Source organism: Bacillus sp. sid0103 (assembly GCF_019219025.1).
On the sequence record NZ_JAHUWN010000041.1, the window covers coordinates 1 to 19466 of the forward strand.

The 19466-nt window shown below is 38.7% G+C and carries 14 protein-coding genes and 2 riboswitches; all 14 genes read right to left on the reverse strand.

The annotated features are described in order from the left end of the window. Positions 1-424 precede the first annotated feature (424 nt). Entirely contained in the window at positions 425-2488 is a 2064-nt protein-coding gene (gene ptsG / locus KW850_RS29260) for a glucose-specific PTS transporter subunit IIBC (protein ID WP_218351206.1), read from the reverse strand. A gap of 189 nt (positions 2489-2677) precedes the next feature. After that, on the reverse strand, positions 2678-3520 hold the full coding sequence (gene glcT, locus KW850_RS29265) for a glucose PTS transporter transcription antiterminator GlcT (protein ID WP_218351207.1): 843 nt from the start codon (positions 3518-3520) through the stop codon (positions 2678-2680). 192 nt (positions 3521-3712) lie between these two features. Continuing rightward, complete coding sequence (locus KW850_RS29270; protein ID WP_218351208.1) at positions 3713-5041, reverse strand: NCS2 family permease; 1329 nt, start codon at positions 5039-5041, stop codon at positions 3713-3715. Positions 5042-5143: 102 nt separating this feature from the next. After that, a riboswitch (purine riboswitch) is annotated at positions 5144-5245 on the reverse strand. Positions 5246-5630: 385 nt separating this feature from the next. After that, complete coding sequence (gene guaA, locus KW850_RS29275; protein ID WP_218351245.1) at positions 5631-7151, reverse strand: glutamine-hydrolyzing GMP synthase; 1521 nt, start codon at positions 7149-7151, stop codon at positions 5631-5633. A 148-nt stretch (positions 7152-7299) separates the two neighbouring features. Beyond that, a riboswitch (purine riboswitch) is annotated at positions 7300-7402 on the reverse strand. Between the two features lie 80 nt (positions 7403-7482). Beyond that, a complete protein-coding gene (locus KW850_RS29280; protein ID WP_218351209.1) occupies positions 7483-9693 on the reverse strand; it encodes a transglutaminase TgpA family protein in 2211 nt (736 codons plus the stop codon). Then, positions 9690-10910, reverse strand: coding sequence for a DUF58 domain-containing protein (locus KW850_RS29285; RefSeq protein ID WP_218351210.1), 1221 nt, complete (start codon positions 10908-10910; stop codon positions 9690-9692). Before KW850_RS29285 ends, KW850_RS29280 begins: the two co-directional genes overlap by 4 nt. After that, positions 10911-11852 (reverse strand): AAA family ATPase, encoded by a 942-nt coding sequence (locus KW850_RS29290; RefSeq protein ID WP_374226397.1) that lies wholly within the window; start codon positions 11850-11852, stop codon positions 10911-10913. A 484-nt stretch (positions 11853-12336) separates the two neighbouring features. After that, positions 12337-12585: an Imm59 family immunity protein gene (locus KW850_RS29295; protein WP_218351212.1), complete on the reverse strand. Its 249-nt coding sequence runs from the start codon at positions 12583-12585 to the stop codon at positions 12337-12339. A 690-nt stretch (positions 12586-13275) separates the two neighbouring features. Further along, positions 13276-13686, reverse strand: coding sequence for a hypothetical protein (locus KW850_RS29300; protein ID WP_218351213.1), 411 nt, complete (start codon positions 13684-13686; stop codon positions 13276-13278). Positions 13687-13738: 52 nt separating this feature from the next. Next, a complete protein-coding gene (locus KW850_RS29305; protein ID WP_218351214.1) occupies positions 13739-14227 on the reverse strand; it encodes an immunity protein YezG family protein in 489 nt (162 codons plus the stop codon). 5 nt (positions 14228-14232) lie between these two features. Further along, positions 14233-16032 (reverse strand): DNA/RNA non-specific endonuclease, encoded by a 1800-nt coding sequence (locus tag KW850_RS33655; RefSeq protein ID WP_256358529.1) that lies wholly within the window; start codon positions 16030-16032, stop codon positions 14233-14235. A 179-nt stretch (positions 16033-16211) separates the two neighbouring features. After that, a complete protein-coding gene (locus KW850_RS29315) occupies positions 16212-17036 on the reverse strand; it encodes a hypothetical protein (RefSeq protein ID WP_218351215.1) in 825 nt (274 codons plus the stop codon). A gap of 14 nt (positions 17037-17050) precedes the next feature. Further along, positions 17051-17515, reverse strand: coding sequence for a hypothetical protein (locus tag KW850_RS29320; protein ID WP_218351216.1), 465 nt, complete (start codon positions 17513-17515; stop codon positions 17051-17053). 15 nt (positions 17516-17530) lie between these two features. Next, a complete protein-coding gene (locus tag KW850_RS29325) occupies positions 17531-19465 on the reverse strand; it encodes a hypothetical protein (protein WP_218351217.1) in 1935 nt (644 codons plus the stop codon). Position 19466 lies beyond the last annotated feature (1 nt).

Genomic DNA, 19466 nt, shown 5'->3' on the forward strand with positions numbered 1-19466 from the left:
CTGAGCCAGGATCAAACTCTCCAAGAAAGTTGATTAGCTCATTTGTTACGTTGGCTTAGCTTCTTAATTGAAGCTAAAAGTTATTGTTTGTTTGCACGATTTTGTTTGTTTAGTTTTCAAAGAACAAGTCCGTTACTTCGTTTGAAGCAACTTTATTACTATATCATTTCAGTCATTCGTTGTCAACATTTTTTTTAAATATTTTCAACATCAACAAGTTAGTAACTCGTCAATAACGACTGCTTTAATATACTACCACCTTGTCGATGTTACGTCAATCAAAATTCTAAAATTAATTTCCTCTTCCTATTTTCTTCTATATAAATAGCTCTGTTATTGGATAGTGTTGATTTTTGCATTCACTTTTAAAAGAACCATATAAATAGAAAAGCCGGCCCCATCATCAGGGCCAGCCAACTTTCACTTACTTTGTAATTGTAATGATTCCTTCTTGCTTCAATTCCACTTGACCTTGTTTATTGATCACAACTTTCTCACCTTCAGCTAAGTTCGTGAAGACAATTGGCGTGATTGTAGAAGTGGCATGTTCTTTAATGTAATTTAGGTCAACTTTTAATAACGGCTGTCCCTGTTCAATAATGTCATTTTCAGAAACTAACGTTTCAAATCCTTGACCTTTTAGATTAACAGTGTCAATACCAACATGAATTAGGATTTCACGGCCTGTATCAGATAAGATACCAATGGCATGTTTTGTAGGGAATAGGTTTACAATTTTTCCGTTAACTGGAGAAACAACTGTTCCTTCAGCCGGTACAATCGCAAAGCCATCACCCATCATTTTACCAGCAAACACCTGATCAGGCACTTCCGTAATCGGCTTAATTTCACCTTTAATCGGCGCTGCAAACACTTCATTCTCACGCGCTTTTTCAAGTGCACCAGAATTTACGTTGTTTTGCTCGGCACCTTTATCAGCTGTATCAACAGAAGCCGCACTTGGTCTCTTACCAGACATAATATCCTTCATTTGTCCCTTAATGGTTTCAGAACGAGGTCCAAAAATCGCTTGAATGTTATTACCTACTTCAAGGACACCCGCAGCACCAAGTTTTTTCAATTCGTTTTTATCCACGTTTTTAATATCATTAACCGATACACGAAGACGTGTAATACATGCATCTAAGTGAGCAATATTTTCCTTACCGCCCATAGCCTCTAAAATATTAGATGCTAAATCACCCGCACTCGCTTTTCCTGTTGGTGCTTGATCTTCTTCCTCTAGTTCACGACCTGGTGTTTTTAAATTAAACTTACGAATCGCAAATCGGAAACCGAAATAATAAATAACTGCAAAGACTAGACCTACTGGAATTACGATCCATGCATTGGTTTGCGGATTAATTAATCCAAATAGGACATAGTCAATTAATCCACCTGAGAAGGTCATCCCAATTTTTACATTTAACAAGTGCATTGTCATAAACGATAATCCTGCAAAAATCGCATGGATACCAAATAATACTGGTGCAACAAATAAGAATGAGAATTCAATTGGTTCTGTAATACCTGTAAGGAAAGAAGTTAATGCTGCAGACGCCATTAATCCACCTACAATTGCCTTCTTTTCCGGACGAGCTTCATGATAAATCGCAAGTGCAGCAGCAGGAAGCCCAAACATCATGAATGGATATTTACCTGTTGTGAAAGTACCTGCCGTTAAGTGTTGAACATTATCTTTAATTTGTTCCATAAAAATACGTTGGTCACCACGGACAAGATCTCCCGCAGCATTTGTATAGCTTCCAAATTCATACCAGAATGGTGCATAGAAAATATGATGCAATCCAAACGGAATTAATGCACGTTCAATTACTCCGAAAATAAAGGCAGCAACGGTTCTATTTGCATCAACCATGTTAGTTGAGAATGCATTCAGACCTGTTTGAATTGGCGGCCAAATAACAATCATTAATAAACCTAAAAGAACAGTACTTGCAGCTGTTGCAATCGGTACAAATCGTTTACCAGCAAAGAAACCTAGATATGATGGTAATTCAATTTCGAAGAATTTGTTATACATATACGCAGCAATCAGACCGACGATGATACCTCCGAAAACACCCGTTTGCAGTGTCGGTATCCCTAATACAGAAGCGTAACTTTGAGGATGCTTTGCAAGTGCATCTGCATCAATTCCCAAAGCAGTTCCCATTGTTGCATTCATAATTAGGAACCCTACAATCGCAGCAAGTCCAGCTACACCTTCTCCTCCAGCTAGCCCAATCGCTACCCCAACAGCAAATAACAGTGACAGGTTTCCGAAAATAACACTACCAGCTTGTTCCATAATCTTTGCAACCATAGCAATGGCACTATTGTCTAAGAATGGAGCGAGGTCAATTAATGTTGGGTTTTGAAGCGCATTACCAACTGCTAATAATATCCCGGCAGCCGGCAAAATCGCAACCGGTAACATAAGTGCTTTACCGACTTTTTGTAAAACACCAAAAGCATTTTTAAACATAAAAAAATACCTCCTAATTTTTTGTACAGCTCATAAAGCGGTTACATATTTGAGAGAAATACCAACAAAAAAAGGCATGAGTAAATGTTCAATTAAATGAAGATATGGGTATAGATTACCCCATCCACTTCATTTCAATTAAACTTTTTACTCATGCCTGATCGAATCAGTAACACGTAAGAATAAGTGCTATTTATATTTTTTTTGAAGTCGCTGTAAATGCATAGTTAGATATACTGCTTCTGCATCAAAGACTTTCATTTTTAAGGATTGTTGCATCACTTTTATGAGCTTCCATGAGAGATTATAGCATATAGGATATTCATCTTTCAATAGGGAAGCAATTTTTTCTGGTTCATCTACTTTTTCACCTTTAACAACCCTATCGATGGCAAAATGAAGGTGACGAACAAGTCTCATATAATCGATACCTTCTTTATCGATCTCGATTTCAAGTTGCTCTTCAACCATATCCACTAGCCTGCTGACAAGCTGGGAATGTTGATTTACATCTGAAAGATCCTTATTGGTTATGGCACTATGTATGTGGAGGGCGATAAAACCAATCTCACCGATTGGAAAGCTAATGCCAGTTTTATCCTTAATAAGCTGGACTACTTCGGCAGCCACTTCATACTCATGGCGATAAAGCGCCTTCGTTTCGACTAAAAATGGATTTTTCATTTCCATCCCTTGTGAAGCTCTCGTTAAGGCAAACATCAGATGGTCTGTTAGGGCAACATGAATATGTTCATTCAGCATCGAATTCGTACGTTGTTTAATTAAGTCAATCGACGCTATGATAACCTCTAAAAATTCATTATCAATAAAAGGCAGTAATTTAATATAATTTTGCTGCTCTTTTTCATTTTTTAAGACAAAGAGTTTTTCGACTGAATCTGTTTCGATCAAGTCTCCGTGTTTACGATTAAAACCAAGCCCTTTGCCTATTAAAACAACTTCTTCATAAGAAGGGTGTTCAGCAATCAACACATTATTATTTAAAACCTTTTCAATTTTCAGTTGCGCCATACCCTTTTCCCCATTTCTCCCATTTCACCTTGATAGTTAAAGGATAAAAGAGTGAAAACAGGAAGTCAACGACATTGTTCGACAACATTACGTCTAACCAAATGGTAAATTATTCAATCCTGCTAATTATTATGAAGCAAGAGTAAGAACAAATAAAAAAGAACTGCGGAAAGTCCACAGTCCTCATTTAATTTATTTTAAGAAAATGAAATATAGAACAAAGATTACAAAGAAGAAGTACATGATTGGATGAATTTCTTTTGTTCGGCCCTTTATGATCATTGTAATAGGGTAAAAGATAAAGCCAATAGCAATACCAGTGGCAATGCTGTAAGTTAGAGGCATTGCTATCATCGTTAAGAATGCTGGAACAGCTATTTCAAAACGCTGCCAATCAATTTTTCCTAATGAAGATACCATTAACACCCCAACAATAATTAATGCAGGTGCTGTTACAGGTGCAGTAACAACTGATAATAATGGAAAGAAGAATAGCGATAAGATAAATAGTCCTGCTGTTACTAAAGCCGCAAATCCTGTTCTAGCTCCAGAGGCAACCCCTGCAGATGACTCAATGTAAGACGTTGTTGTGGATGTACCAAGTACAGCACCAACAGTTGTTGCAATCGAATCCGAAATTAACGCGCGTCCAGCTCGTGGAAGCTTATTGTCTTTCATAATTCCTGCTTGGTTCGCTACTGCAACAAGTGTTCCAGCATTGTCAAAGAAATCAACAAACAAGAAGGTAAGAATAATTCCAAGCATTGCTGTTGAATAAAATGAACTATCTCCAAATGACGAGAAGGCTGCACCAAAGGTCGGTGATAAACTTGGAACTGTATCGACTACTTTATGCGGCAAATCAATTAAGTTAAAGATCATTCCAACGATGACAGTGATGACCATTCCATAAAATACTGCTCCATTAATCCCTCTAGTCATCATAATTACAGTGATGATAATCCCAAAAATAGCAAGCAAAGTAGGTCCAGCTGTTAGATCCCCTAAACCAACAAGTGTTGCATCATTATTGACCACAATTCCAGCATTTTGTAACCCGATAAAGGTAATGAATAAGCCAATCCCCGCACCAACTGCGTGTTTTAAATCAATTGGAATCGCGTTAATAATTTTTTCACGCAGTCCAGTTAGCGTTAATAGGAAGAAAAATACACCTGAGATAAGAACAGCACCAAGGGCATGCTGCCAAGGAATCCCGCTGCCTAATACAACAGTATACGCAAAGAACGCATTCAAGCCCATTCCCGGCGCCAGTGCCAGCGGATACTTCCCGAGAAGTCCCATTACAATCGATCCTATTGCGGATGCAAGAGCTGTTGCCACAAATACTGCACCATAGTCCATTCTTAAGGCATCTGGATAATCCTTGATCGATGCTAATGATAATGTCAACGGGTTAACAACTAGTATATAAGCCATTGCTAAGAAGGTAGTTAATCCCCCAATAAACTCGCGGCGATAATTCGTACCATGTTTCTCAAACTCAAAATACTTCTGCATTTCTATTCCCCCTAAGGTCTTTTCTTTATTATGCAAAAAAGCTCCGGCATCATTCTACCGGAGCGTGACTTTAGGCATGTGCAACAAATAGAGGCTGGCCTCTATTTTTAAACACTGCCTCGTAGTCAAGCCATTTACGGTAGCTCGGTAGAAACTTTTGGGCCATATCCCCAAGATTATACGATGCAATTAATATTAATATTCTCTTAACTCGTATTTTATTTTAGCAGGAATCCTATCTCTTGTAAATATAAAATACGAACGATATTAAAAATAATTTTAATATCGTTCGTATATGATGAATGTAGTCTTAGATAATGGTGATTATTACGAAATTCACTCCCTTTCCGAGGGCTCGGCCGAGAGCCTCCTCGGTCGATCTTCCATATGGGATCTCTTCTGGCTCACGTTCCCCCATTAGTGTCACGAACTTCGCAAAAATCACTTTAATAAAAAATCAATATTTACCATTTAAAAAGCTAAATAAAAAAGAACTGGACCTATATTAGATCCAGTTCTTACCTGCCGCACAAGGTGCTTCCGTTTTTTTATTGTCTAGCTTCAGCGCCTAGGGGCAAAAAAGCTTTTCTTATTCCCACTCAATTGTTGCTGGTGGCTTACTGGTGATGTCGTAAACTACCCGGTTTACATGTGCTACTTCGTTAACAATACGTGTCGAAATGACTTCTAGAACATCCCATGGAATCCTTGCCCAATCGGATGTCATTCCGTCAATAGAGGTCACGGCACGAATACCAATTGTGTAATCGTATGTTCTTGCATCCCCCATTACTCCGACACTGCGAATGTCTGGTAACACGGTGAAGTACTGCCAAATTTCACGGTCTAGACCCGCTTTTTTAATTTCCTCGCGTAAAATCCAATCAGATTCGCGGACGATCTCCAGTTTATCTTCTGAAATAGCCCCTAACACACGAATACCTAGACCTGGGCCAGGGAATGGCTGTCTCCAGACGATGTCATCTGGAATCCCAAGCTCGGTTCCAAGCGCTCGAACTTCATCCTTAAATAAGGTATTCAGCGGTTCAATCAATTTAAACTGCATATCTTCTGGTAATCCGCCTACGTTATGATGAGACTTAATTGTTTGTGCCGTTGCTGTTCCACTTTCAATAATATCGGTATAAAGTGTACCTTGGGCTAAAAACTCAATCCCTTTGAGTTTTGTCGCTTCATCATCAAATACATAAATAAACTCATTGCCGATGATTTTACGTTTCTTCTCTGGATCAGAAACACCTTCCAACTTCGATAAGAAACGTTCTTTGGCATCGACTTTGATGACATTCATGTGGAAGCCTTCAGAAAAAGTCTTCATCACGCTCTCAGCTTCATTTTTCCGAAGCAGGCCATGGTCGACAAAAATACAGGTAAGCTGGTCGCCAATCGCCTTATGAATAAGCACGGCAACAACAGAAGAATCCACCCCGCCACTTAAGGCACAAAGGACTTTTTTGTCGCCAACTGTTTCACGAATCTTTGCCATTTCCATTTCAATAAAGTTGCCCATTGACCAATCGCCGGTGCATTCACACACATTAAAGACGAAATTTCTTAACAGTTCATTCCCATAAACCGAATGACGTACTTCTGGGTGAAACTGAACAGCATACAGCTTTTGCTCCTCATTACTCATCGCTGCAATCGGGCAGGTTGGGTTTGTGCCATCCACGGTAAAACCTGAAGGTGCTTCCACAACAAGGTCACCATGGCTCATCCACACAGTCTGTTCAGTTGGCTGGCCGCTAAACAACGCTGATGGATGTTGCACTGTCATGGTTGCTTTTCCATATTCACGTTGGTTCGCTTTTTCAACCTTTCCATTAAAATGAACAGTCATTAATTGCATTCCGTAGCAAATTCCTAGGATTGGCAGACCCATTTCAAAAATGGCCTCATCACAGCGGAAGGAATTTTCATCGTACACACTATTTGGCCCGCCGGAGAAGATAATCCCTTTTGGGTTTAATTTACGAATTTCTTCTGCTGTAATCGTATGCGGATGTAGCTCACTATAAACCCCAAATTCACGGATCCTGCGGGTAATTAACTGGTTATATTGACTCCCAAAATCTAATACAATAATCATCTCGTGCTTGCTTGGCAAAGCATCCACCTCAATCTTCTCAAGTTATAGTTATTATTAACCTTTCCATTAAAGGTTATAAAAAAAACTAGAATTCTCCCTTCCATAAAACACCAGGAAGGCAGAATTCTAGTTTTCTCGCAAAAAGACCACAGAAAAATCCTGCCTTCATAGTCAGATCATTATACGGTGACCCGGTAGAGACTCTCGAACCATATTATCGAGGATATATGAAGAAAACGTACTATATTTTGAATAGCACAAGCATCCTTTCCGTCGGGTGCTCGTGCTTACATGAATTAGTACATATTGTAACAATAGGTCGTTTTTCTGGTCAAGCAATTGTTTTTTTGATTAAATTTTCCCATAATTCATGCGATTCTTTCCAAGTTCCCTTTGGCAGGTGTTGATGATACAAATAATTTTCATAAATCGCAGTCAATCGAGTCATCTCTCTGGTCGAAAAGAATGAATCAATGTAGCGGGCATAGTTTCGTAATGTTTGGTTTTCTTTCCTCTTCAACCCATAGCGATCAAACTGTTCCAATAAGGCTAAGTAGGCTGCACCGAAGTTTTCGTCCTTTTTCTTTAATCGATATAACATTAACAAACAGTATGGGACCCACTTGCCGCGAATACGATAAAGAATGCCGGCCACTCCACTTAAAAGTAGAAACAAGAGAATCATTCGCTTCCAATTGTTTTTGAAAAACAATTTGGTTTCCGCCCAGATTCTTTTCACATCAAACCATTTATTTGAATCATTTGTTGGATTGGTATCCTTAATCTCTTCTTGCTGAGGCTTTTTCACAGGTGGTGTGCTGGTCGATTGATTATTGGATGATGTCCCCCCTGCTTCATAATTAATAATAATTTCATTTGAAAAACCTTTCGTTGGCTCAAATGGTACCCAGCCTTGGTTTGGGAAATAGACCTCAACCCAGGAGTGGGCATTATTATTCGTTACCTGATAAATCTGTGTCCCTGAATCCTCATCACTATATTGAAGAAAGTCCCCGCCTGTGAACCCTTTTACCCAACGTGCAGGAATCCCTAGCGTTCGCAGCATAACGGCCATCGAAGAGGAGAAATTATCACAATATCCCCTTTTTGTCTCAAACAAAAACTGATCAACATAATCATCGTTGGTGTCAGGCACCGCGACATTTTTCTGATCATAGGTGAACTCAGATCTTCCGAAATAGTTTTCTATTGCTTTTGCCTTATCATACCAATTGGTTTCTGTGGCAGTAATCTCTTCTGCTAATGTTTTCACTCGCGGCGGCAGCTCTTCTGGCAGAAGGGTATATCTTTGATAAAATTCTTGGTTGATGCTTGTTGGGTTGAAACTTGTTGTCTGAATTAAGTCCCTAGCCTTGTATTTTGGTCTTTCAAATTCAACCGTAAAGACTCGCGGTACGGCTGGTTCATTATTATCACCAAAAAGGCTGATTCTTTCATTGGTGGTATCGATTTCAAATCGACTGCCATCCGGGAGCATCTTTAAAACTTTGTTAATTCCGGCTGGATACATAAGATAGTTGAAATTATATGCCGGGTTTGTGACGACCCGTGCCGATTCTTTAATTGTTTCTACTGTTCCAGGCAGTGAAAAGACAGGGACAAGGTCTTCCTGACGAAATGTTATTGGCGTCGTTCCAGAAGCGAGCCAGCCTTTTCCTGTATACCTATCTTTTGTCTCCATCTTCCAATAATTCTTTCCATTCCCTCCATATTGAAAGACGGGGTTATTATCCCCTATAAATGGACCGCCTAATTCAGCATCGTTTGTTCCGTACCCTATCCGATGAACTCCGCTTGCCTTACGTTCTGGAACCTTGTCGTTAGCAGCCGTTAAATATGGAACAGGATCAGGCCAAATCGGTGCGGCTTTTGGTGCAGCGATACCAACGAGAACACTTAACGAAATCATAACAGCGAGCGGCACCATCCACCTACGGGGATAGGTCGATTCGGTGCTGACATTTTCCTTTTGAATGATGCGGTAAAAGGTCAGCATTCCCATTACTGCAAAACCAGCCACCACCGTTCTGACTATCGCGGCTTTGGCAACATAAGGTGTAAAAGTATCTAAAACCGTTATATAGACTAGTGTCATAAAGAAAAAAATAAAGATCTGCTTTCGATTTAAGATCCAGTAATTTATTAAGTACACCATTAGCCAAAGCAGGATAAAAAATAACAATGACCTGAACTCGTTCGATAATTCATTCCAGTTCCTTGCTGCGAGCAATCCAAAGTTATCAGCTATATCTCTAAAGAAGTCCTTGACCCATGTTGGATCAAAGAGGCCTTCTTCATAGTGAAGCCGGTTAATGGCATAGAAAATAAAGAAAGTCTTTATACTATATTTCCAAAACCATTTAAAATGTAAGAATGATAAAGCAAACGAGATCACCAAAAAGATAATAAATATCTCAATATGCTCTGTTTCTGTTAATTGTTCAATGGGCCGCAGCCATTCCCATAGTAGAAAAAAACTAAATGTATATAACAAAAATGATGAAAAATCTCTTTTAATCATCGGAAGTTCACCTCCGAAAAGGCAGCCATGTGTTCGCCTTCCTGAACCCATACAACCCGGACTCCGCGGCCATTAGCGATTGCTATCAATGACCGCTCATCATCTGTCGGAGCTTCTTTCTCCCCTTTAATCAGAAAAAGCGTAATCGTTCCACCTTTTCTCTGGCCAAGAAAGCTCGCTTTTTCAATTAGGGGTTTAGTAATCTGGGCTGTGACAAGCATAAACGAAACCGTTTGTTGGATGAGCAGACCGTCTGTATCCAACACCTTTTCAAAAGGGATGATGCACTTCGCCTCAATTTTGGCCAAATGATAAAAAAGCTGCTGGAGGTGCTGTTCCCCACCGCGAATCGGAAAGGAGGCACGTTCGGTGCTAATTGTTAACAGACCTGTCTGGGCTCCTTTTTTCAAAATAGCCCGTACTAATGAGGCTGTGAACGAAACAACGGGCTCAAACTGCTTATTCGGTATGCAGTCCATGACCACAAAAACATCATGTGATTGCCGCTGCTCAAATTCCTTCGTCATCAGCACATTTCGTTTGGCGGAAGCTTTCCAGTTGATCCACGAAAAGCGATCACCCGGCTGGTAATCCCTTACCCCAGTCGCCATCGATGTATCACGCTGGACACGTTCCCTGGAAGCCGTTAAACCTGAATCATAATGATTTTCAAACGATCGATATAATAGCTCTGTATATGCAGGATAGACAATGATTTTGCCCTCTTTAACAACCTTCTTTTCCTTCTCAAATAAACCGAGTGGATCGCCGATTCTTAGCGTAAAGGATTCAAAAAAATGTTCCCCGCGCGGCAGTTCATCAATGATATATTCATAAGAAAATTCCTTCCTTAAGCCCGGAAGAAGCAAGGCCTTCGGTTTCTTTTGCTGGGGAGCAAATTTCAAGGAATCATCTAACTGGTCCTCAATTAGTAAATAAAAGAGAGGAAAAGAGTTTGCCCTTTTTACATAAACCATCACCTTTAAAGGCTCTCCGGCATTATAGTCGGTTTTTGGCAATACTCGTGTCACCTCAAACTCATTTAAAGAGTAGAACGATAGGGCGACACAATAAATCGCAAAGGGTAAAAAGCTGTATAATAAAAACCAGCTAACAAAGCCCCCTTGGAACATCGCATAAGAAAACGTTAATAGAATCAAAAAAAGCAGCAGGATAAACTTCCAGACTTTTTTCAATATCGGCCAAAATTTTTCCATTTATTTCACTAACCTTTGAACCGGAACCGGGACTCTGGCAACCACCTGGTTAACTAATTCTTCAGCGGAAATCCCTTCGAATTTTGCTTCTGACTTTAAAATAATTCGATGGGATAAGACAAATCGAGCTAAATATTGGATGTCATCCGGCAGAACATAATCGCGGCCGAACATATAGGCATAAGCCTGTGCTGCTTTCATCAAGGCAATCGAACCCCTAGGACTTGCCCCAAGGTAGACACTGCCGTGGCCCCTTGTACGGTTAACGATATCGACAATATAACGCTTCATCGTATCATCAACAAACACATCTTTGATTTCTTTCTGCAAATCGAGAAGACCTTCCAGGTCAATGGCTGGAGTTAGCTCCTCAATTGGCGGAACCTTTTGTGCTCGGTTCAACACTTCGATTTCCTCTTGTAAGTCCGGATAACCCATTCTCATTTTTAATAAAAAACGGTCCAACTGTGCCTCGGGAAGCGGATAGGTCCCTTCATATTCGATTGGGTTTTGCGTCGCCATAACGAAGAATGGCTGATTCAGTTGATGAGTTACCCCATCAATCGTAACACTTGCTTCCTCCATCCCTTCTAATAGCGCAGACTGCGTCTTCGGGGATGTCCGGTTAATCTCATCGGCGAGAATAATGTTCCCCATTAACGGACCGGGACGAAATTGAAATTCCATTTCTTTTGGATTATATATGGAGACTCCGGTTACATCGGATGGCAACAGGTCCGGAGTGAATTGAATTCTACGGAAATTAGCATTGACAGACTTAGCCAGAGCACGGACCATCATTGTTTTCCCAACACCTGGTACGTCTTCTAAGAGTACGTGGCCGCCAGCTAATAGAGCAACCAAGCTAAGTTCAGCTACGTCCCTTTTACCAATCATAACCTTTTCAATGTTTACTAGTATTTTTTCAATCGTGGGATTCATGTGTTCAAGAGACAAGGTGACTCCTCCTCAGATGGATTATACCCATTTATGGCATTATATGTATGTATTCTATGTATTCCTAAAAAACTCCTTTATCGTATGACACACAATATACAAATCAAGGTAAATATTATTCGGAATTAGATTGAGTAAGGTTTCAACTTTAAGGAATGGCTCATTTTTAGGGTTTTTGGCTGATATTTTAGATTAATGGCCGATTTTCAACCACGAATGGCAGAAAATACATTTTGTGGAAACCGCACGCATAAATAAAGCCTGCTTCCATAAAAAGAGCAGACTCTTAATTTATAAATCTTCTGGATAGATTGCTGTTTTTTCTTCCATGAAACATCCATACTTAATGCTTTTTGAATCCACTACTGTTCTTTTGATACACTTCCAAACTCATGGTATCTTTATCAACTATGCTAAATCCCAGTTATTCAATTTCAGAAATAATACGTGCTTATTAGGGATAATAAATTTACTGAAATAATATTTTTTCAGTTCTCAATCTTTTAATAAAATTGTCAAGCGCATCACTTTCATCATCAAATACTTTTATGGAGCCTTGTACAACACTAGCTCTCTCATCAGTTACATATACTTCCCAATGGTTATTATTACCGATTCTTATCCCTACTTCATTTTCTTTTAACGGATGTGCATTATACCAATTAAAACGTTGTAGCCCTTCATTTTTTATAATTTTCTTTGCTTTTTCATTCGTCATATTAAATCCTCCTTAGGATAACTTTAAGTTTAGTAAAATTATAGTTATAATTTTCATCCCCTGTACATACCACCACTGGGGATGGATCTATTTCTGATAAATATTCCGTACTATATCCGTCGAACCGACACTATCTCTAAAAATTCGATCATATTAATATTTCTATCTAAATATTTGACTAGCCCACCTGGTAATTATTTATCTGCATTCACATCGGTTATCTACTTTAGGAAATAAATAAGGACTCAAAGCTCACTACTCTTTGAATCCTTGTTTATATCTAAATGATATTTTACTTCTATATACAATCACATAATTTATAAATCTTCTGGATTAATAGCTGTTTTTTCTTCCATGAGTTTTACCTTACTTTTAGGCACCCATCCAAGCCAAGTATCACGATCTACTCTTGGTAGATTTAAATCATTTCCTATAAGTAGAGAGCCTGTTTTACGGATGCCAAGATAGTATTATTTATTCCTTTAACAATATTATGTCCAAAATACCAGCTAATTTCATTCTGATCCCAATTTAATTTATCTACCATTCTATTCATCCCTAAACTATTAGGAAAAACCTTGGTATCAGGGAATATAAAAATGGATTCAAAGCTCATTTGACTTTGAATCCTTTATTAACGACCCATATTTCCTGATTATATTTATTAATGCTATACAGCTCAGTTTAATTTTAAAATATGAGTGGCTTTCTGACTTCAAATAACTGTACATCTTCTTTTGGCACCCATTTTTCATAATAATATTTATCAGTTCTATCTAAACCTAAGGTTTTAGCTATTGAAGAATCGGAAGTACCAACCAGATATTGATTTTCATTTTCCTTATGCACATTTATCTCTACATTCTTATATTTTCCATACGTTTTAACATTAAAAGCGTTCTTAAGATCTTTTACATTAATAATCTTAAAAAAGATATTAGGAAAATTATCCTCACTAAATCCTTCTTTAATAGATTGAGGATCATTTGTTACTAAATTAAAAGTGTCATCACCATTATCGTATATTTCATATTCGAAATTATTAATTATTGCATAGTCACCAGACTTAATCATAATTCCACCTCTTATATTATTTACCATACAAAAACCCCTTTTTTAGTTCTAGTTTTAGTAGGAAAGGTTTTTTATCCAGCTATTTGTTTGTTTCTTCATATTCTTTCATTCTCGCTATTAATTCTAAGTCTTGCACGTTATTATCTTGATTTATATATTTATACTCAAAGTATTTAATTCTTGCAGAAGGACCGAAATCACTATTAGTCCAGTTGATATAATCAAACTTCACATTTAATTTACCGGATTCATTTACTATCATTGTGACCGAAAACCAAGGTTCTTGGTCATTATCAATAAATACCTTTTGAAGTGCATGGGTTAGTTCAAATAATTCATGAAGTGCAGGATTATAGAGTCTCTTATCTACACCATAAAATTTGGGGATAAAATGTGAAAAAATAGCTTTTCCATTATCTACTTTTGGTGTGAAAAAGAAAAAAACTCCTCCTTCTTTCCCCTTCACTTCTCCATTGAAGTAAAAATTACTCCATTCAACCGGAATCATATCATTAATCTTTTGAGCTATTTGTTGATATAATTTATTTAATTTTTGTTCAAAGCTCATCATTGTCAACCTCCTGATTTATTCGCAATCTCACGAATCACTGGGTAATCCCCATCAATCTCGTATTCTACCATAAATGAATCTGGTCGCATTGATGTCTTGGTATAAATGGGTTCAATTTGAACAGACACCTTTTTAGGTGGTATTTCTTTCAGTGCATTTGCCCATTCTGTCTCCATCTCATACCAGACTCCACCACGTCTATTAATTTGACTATTTTGAGGTACTAGATTATCAATATCAGCCGGTCCATTAAACTGTGCTCCAATTAAATGACCGCCATCATCATCTGGTAATCTATCCTCTCCCCCGACATTGGCTTGTGCATATTTATTTCTATCAGCCTTTTTTAATACAAGCTCAGGAGCATCTACATCAATAATACGCCCAAGATCGTCAGTAGTGTATTTATAGTTATCATTTGTTATATATTTTATATTCGGCAGGAGTTCTTTTTTTCCATTTTTCCCTTTTATTATATGTTCTCCAAAATCTATCTCTCTAACCTCTTTGACAATGGTATCATTTATTATATTTTTACCATTGCTCTTACCTTTACTTGCAGCAACCTCAAAATTAATTCCATCAATCTTACTAATTATATTTTTTAAAGAATTCTCCACGGCAGGACTTTTTTCTACAGGGAGATACACCTTTTCACCTGTTGAAGTTACCACAAGTCTTTTTGGGAAAGGGACTGTGTTATTTATACCTGTTATAACTGTGTCCGCTAGTCTACCTACTTCAATTGTATCCTTTGCCAGCTTATTTATCACAACATCAGCTGCATCTTTTATGGCAGCCGAGGCATTCCTCAATCGTGTGACCGATTGCTGACCAGCGGTTTTAACCATGTGATCGATATGAGTAATTCCTTGATGGATACTCCCTTTAACTCCTGTCCGCAATCCAATTGTTCCGATACTCTCCTCTAGATGGGCAAGGCGGACCGTGCTTGAGAATTTCGTTAACCCGCTGACACCTGGAACAATATCCAATGGGGCCAAAAGTCCGCGGAACCACCTTTCCGATGTCCCTAGCTCCCGGCCTGACACCCAGTCCTTGCCGGAAACAGCTGAACTCAATTCCATCGCACCATAGGCAACCCCTAAGGCCATGCCTGCTGGAGGACAAATGATTGTCGCTCCAACAATTACCACTAACGCTCCAATTTGCACCCAAAATTCTTTGTTTTCTTGCTGGTTCCGAATGGATTCATATTCAAAAGCACGTGTATTTAAAACGGCTTGTTGATATTCTTCTTGCGAGAAATCCTGGTCTGGATTAAGTACTTTCCAAGCATCGTATTCAAGCTTCATTTGATTAGCATAGTAATTATCTCCACTAAACAAGTCATCCAAGCTTACTTCTGTTTTAGGAACTTCAAACGATTGAGCAGGACCGTAACCTGCATAGACATATTGAGTCTCTGTCGCTCCGACTCGATTAGTCGTTGTATAGTTGGAAATCGTTAAATCCCGCATCGCTTTAACAAATGCATCCATATCTTCATAGAACGGCTGATCAATTGTGCGGTCAACAATCTCTCCGACCTTCCCGGTAAAGTTGTGTAAAATCTCGTAGTCTTCAAATAATCCTTGGTACTTGCTTTTTTGACTGGTGTGATGAAATGTTATGACCCCATCACTATCATAGTTCGCGATATCAGACTCAGCATCCTCTAAATTATCACTTAGATCTTTCAGAGTATCAATCATCCCTTTGCCCCAGTGGCCCAGGCCGATTAAATCGCCAATGCCGTCTTTCATTTTTTCCCAGTCTGATGGGATATATTTTACATCCATTCGATCATACCTCCAGTTTTGCGATGAACTGTTCGGCAATCTATATTGTAAAGATAATAGAGATTATAAAAATATAAAAATAGATTCAAAGCTATTTACTTTGAATCCTGACTTTAATCTTTCTTGCTTCTCCTTAACTATCAGGAAAAACATAGCTTCTTGTAATAATGGTATTAAATTTAACTACTTTTTCGATCATTCATTCGTGCCAATATATTTAATACTTTTATAAAACTCATTTTCACTTCATAATCATTGCCAACGAAAAGTACTTCCCTTATCCCCTTGTTGATAGAATGGTTTAATACTTGATACAGACTGTTTATGTCGACGGATGCTGAAAATTCATTTTTATAACCATGCCGCAACGACTCTTTTTTACCTTCATCCTGAGTTTCATATATTTTAATAGTATTTTCAATTTGCAGCGGAGAAAACTGATTAAAAATTAGCTCTTCCCCTGTTGTTTCTTTTGCAGGTATGATCCATAATTTTTTTGATCCAAATTTCATTTGATTAAACAGAGTCATAATCTTGTATTCTTGTTTTTCTAAAACAGGCTGGCGCTGCATCGCTAGTAATGAGGTATTTACTAAATCATATACATTGGTGGTCAGTGTATTTTTCCCTTCATCAACAATTAATCCACTGACCCCAGAAAACATCGCATTAAATAAAAAAACCGTTAATTCTTCAATGGCTACTTTCTTATATAAGCCAACCTCATCTTTTTTCAAGTTGTAATGGTTCGTATATTCCTTTGCAATCGATTCCTCAGTAAATAACCAAACGCTCGGAATATCGTTATAGCCTATCCCGCAGAAAATGGGAGCCGTCCCATCCTTAATGCTTTCTACTGATGATTCCTTCCTTACCACCGTAAACAAGTCCTCTGTTTTGACGATGTCGAAGATAATTTCTTCATAACAGGACTGAAATTGTTCTGACGATTCTTCGTATCTATTTAATAAAGCAATCTTATCCTTTACCAGACTTTCTGCCATCGAACCAGCCCCCCTTATTCAAACAGCTCAATTTCTATTTTAAAACACTCCTCCAAAGTCACTTCTGTTCGGATTGTGTTCTTGCTCAGATAATCTTCCTTTACATGAATAAGGTGATATTCATCATCAGATCCTAGTCTTTTCGTATACAGATCTCTATCTTGATAATCGAGATTACACTCTCTGCCTAAATTGGAATCTGCCGTCACAATTTCCATCTCTTTATCATCCCGGAAAATACGAGCAACAAAAAATTCATAATTTTTGTATCGGGCGATAAAATACTCCCGATATAACTCCGAAACCTCTTCCTTTTTTACTTCTTTTTCATGTAAATCTTTATCGTATGCAGACATAGCAGATGTGAAACCTGGTTCTTTTCGGTGCATAAATAATTTGATGCTCGTTATTTGACCTTTAACCCTTGCTGCAAAGGCCTTATATTTTTTATTATCATAAACAGCAACGCATCTATCCATAATACCCCCACACTTCTAATTATTATTAAAGTCTATTGGTTCAAAACGGCCGTTTCTAAAGATAGCAATTTTCTCCTCTTTGCCATCAACCACCCTATACATCTCAGCACCTTCTTGAATGTTTGCCCGAGCATAATCCTTCACTTGCCACTCAGGAACAATTGTTTCATTTCTTCCGCCTAAGAAGCCATTATGTGTACAAGGATATGCATCAGTCGTTGAACCATAAAATTCTGTACCATATGGTATTTGAATCAAATCGTCCGACACATCACTGTATTTAAAGCGGATGACCGCATAAGAATCACCATCATCCGGATATGTTCTAATAACAACACCATCTTTTTCATACGTATAATCTAACCGTAACGTCTCAAGGGTTTCCTTATAGTCACCTGTTACATTTGCAACATCTTCATACTTTGCTACATAACCGGCAACGGTTGTATATGGCTTTTCTCTCCTTAGAAAGTCATCAATGGAGTCTATTGGTACTACCTTACTCATTAAAGTGTCTTCTGTTGGTTTTTCTACAGACTCCCGAAGGTAAAAGATTAAATTCATTTCACGATCTGACAATTCTGATACTGGCGTCAGCTTAATGCGTTGAAATTCCTCTACACTGATATTATTTTCTTGTAAAACTTTTAAGATATTTTCTGAGATTCTTTCATCGGCCTGATCTGCCGCCTTAACGCTTCGACTTCCAAGATTAACCCCATCAATCCTGCTCAACACATCTTTCAGCTTATTCTCCACTGCATGGGTATTCTCAACAGGTATGCGCACCTTACCAACATCGCCAGCATTATCAATAGCCAAGCCCATTCTCCGCGACGGGGTAATGTTTTTCGCTTGTGTAATAGCAGAGTCTACTAACCTACCTGCTTCCAGTGTATCTTTTGCCAATTTATTTTTCATTACATTTGACGTATCTATTATTGCCGCTGATGCACTCTTCAAACGTGTAATCGATTGCTGGCCGGCTGTTTTTACCATGTTGTCAACATGTATAACACCTTGGCGGAAACTTCCTTGAGCACCTGTCTTTAAACCTAATTGTCCAATATTATCTCCAACGTTAGCAAGCCTTACCGTGCTGCTGAATTTCGTTAACCCGCTGACACCGGGAACAATATCCAATGGGGCCAATAATCCGCGGAACCACCTTTCCGATGTCCCTAGGTCCCGGCCTGACACCCAGTCCTTGCCGGAAACAGCTGAACTCAATTCCATCGCACCATATGCTGCCCCTAAGGCCATCCCTGCTGGGGGACAGATGAGTGTCGCCCCAACAATGACAACTAATGCCCCTATTTGCACCCAAAATTCTTTGTCTTCTTGTTGGTTCCGAATCGATTCGTACTCAAAGGCACGGGTGTTTAAAATGGCTTGCTGATATTCCTCTTGCGAAAATTCCTGGTCTGGATTAAGTTCTTTCCAAGCATCGTATTCAAGCTTCATTTGACTTGCATAGTAATTATCTCCACTAAACAAGTCATCCAAGCTTACTTCCGTTTTAGGAACTTCAAAAGATTGAGCAGGACCGTATCCTGCATAGACATACTGAATCTCTGTCGCCCCGACTCGATTCGTCGTTGTATAGTTGGAAATTGTTAAGTCCCGCATAGCTTCAACAAAGGCATCCATATCTTCATAGAAGGGCTGATCAATCGTCCTGTCGACGATATCGCCAACCTTTCCGGTAAAACTATGTAAGACCTTGAAATCTTCGAACAGCCCTTGGTACCTGCTTTTTTGGCTGGTGTGATGAAAGGAAATGATCCCATCACTATCATAGTTCGCGATATCAGATTCAGCATCCTCTAAATTATCACTAAGATCTTTCAGAGTATCGATCATCCCTTTTCCCCAGCGGCCCAGGCCGATTAAATCGCCAATACCGTCTTTCATCTTATCCCAGTCTGACGGGATATATTTTACATCCATC

Bases quoted from the DNA above. Each gene is read 5' to 3' on its own strand.
- ptsG (WP_218351206.1), bottom strand. From the start codon at position 2,488: ATGTTTAAAAATGCTTTTGGTGTTTTACAAAAAGTCGGTAAAGCACTT.
- glcT (WP_218351207.1), bottom strand. From the start codon at position 3,520: ATGGCGCAACTGAAAATTGAAAAGGTTTTAAATAATAATGTGTTGATT.
- KW850_RS29270 (WP_218351208.1), bottom strand. From the start codon at position 5,041: ATGCAGAAGTATTTTGAGTTTGAGAAACATGGTACGAATTATCGCCGC.
- guaA (WP_218351245.1), bottom strand. From the start codon at position 7,151: ATGATTATTGTATTAGATTTTGGGAGTCAATATAACCAGTTAATTACC.
- KW850_RS29280 (WP_218351209.1), bottom strand. From the start codon at position 9,693: ATGATTAAAAGAGATTTTTCATCATTTTTGTTATATACATTTAGTTTT.
- KW850_RS29285 (WP_218351210.1), bottom strand. From the start codon at position 10,910: ATGGAAAAATTTTGGCCGATATTGAAAAAAGTCTGGAAGTTTATCCTG.
- KW850_RS29290 (WP_374226397.1), bottom strand. From the start codon at position 11,852: ATGAATCCCACGATTGAAAAAATACTAGTAAACATTGAAAAGGTTATG.
- KW850_RS29295 (WP_218351212.1), bottom strand. From the start codon at position 12,585: ATGACGAATGAAAAAGCAAAGAAAATTATAAAAAATGAAGGGCTACAA.
- KW850_RS29300 (WP_218351213.1), bottom strand. From the start codon at position 13,686: ATGGTAAATAATATAAGAGGTGGAATTATGATTAAGTCTGGTGACTAT.
- KW850_RS29305 (WP_218351214.1), bottom strand. From the start codon at position 14,227: ATGAGCTTTGAACAAAAATTAAATAAATTATATCAACAAATAGCTCAA.
- KW850_RS33655 (WP_256358529.1), bottom strand. From the start codon at position 16,032: ATGGATGTAAAATATATCCCATCAGACTGGGAAAAAATGAAAGACGGC.
- KW850_RS29315 (WP_218351215.1), bottom strand. From the start codon at position 17,036: ATGGCAGAAAGTCTGGTAAAGGATAAGATTGCTTTATTAAATAGATAC.
- KW850_RS29320 (WP_218351216.1), bottom strand. From the start codon at position 17,515: ATGGATAGATGCGTTGCTGTTTATGATAATAAAAAATATAAGGCCTTT.
- KW850_RS29325 (WP_218351217.1), bottom strand. From the start codon at position 19,465: ATGGATGTAAAATATATCCCGTCAGACTGGGATAAGATGAAAGACGGT.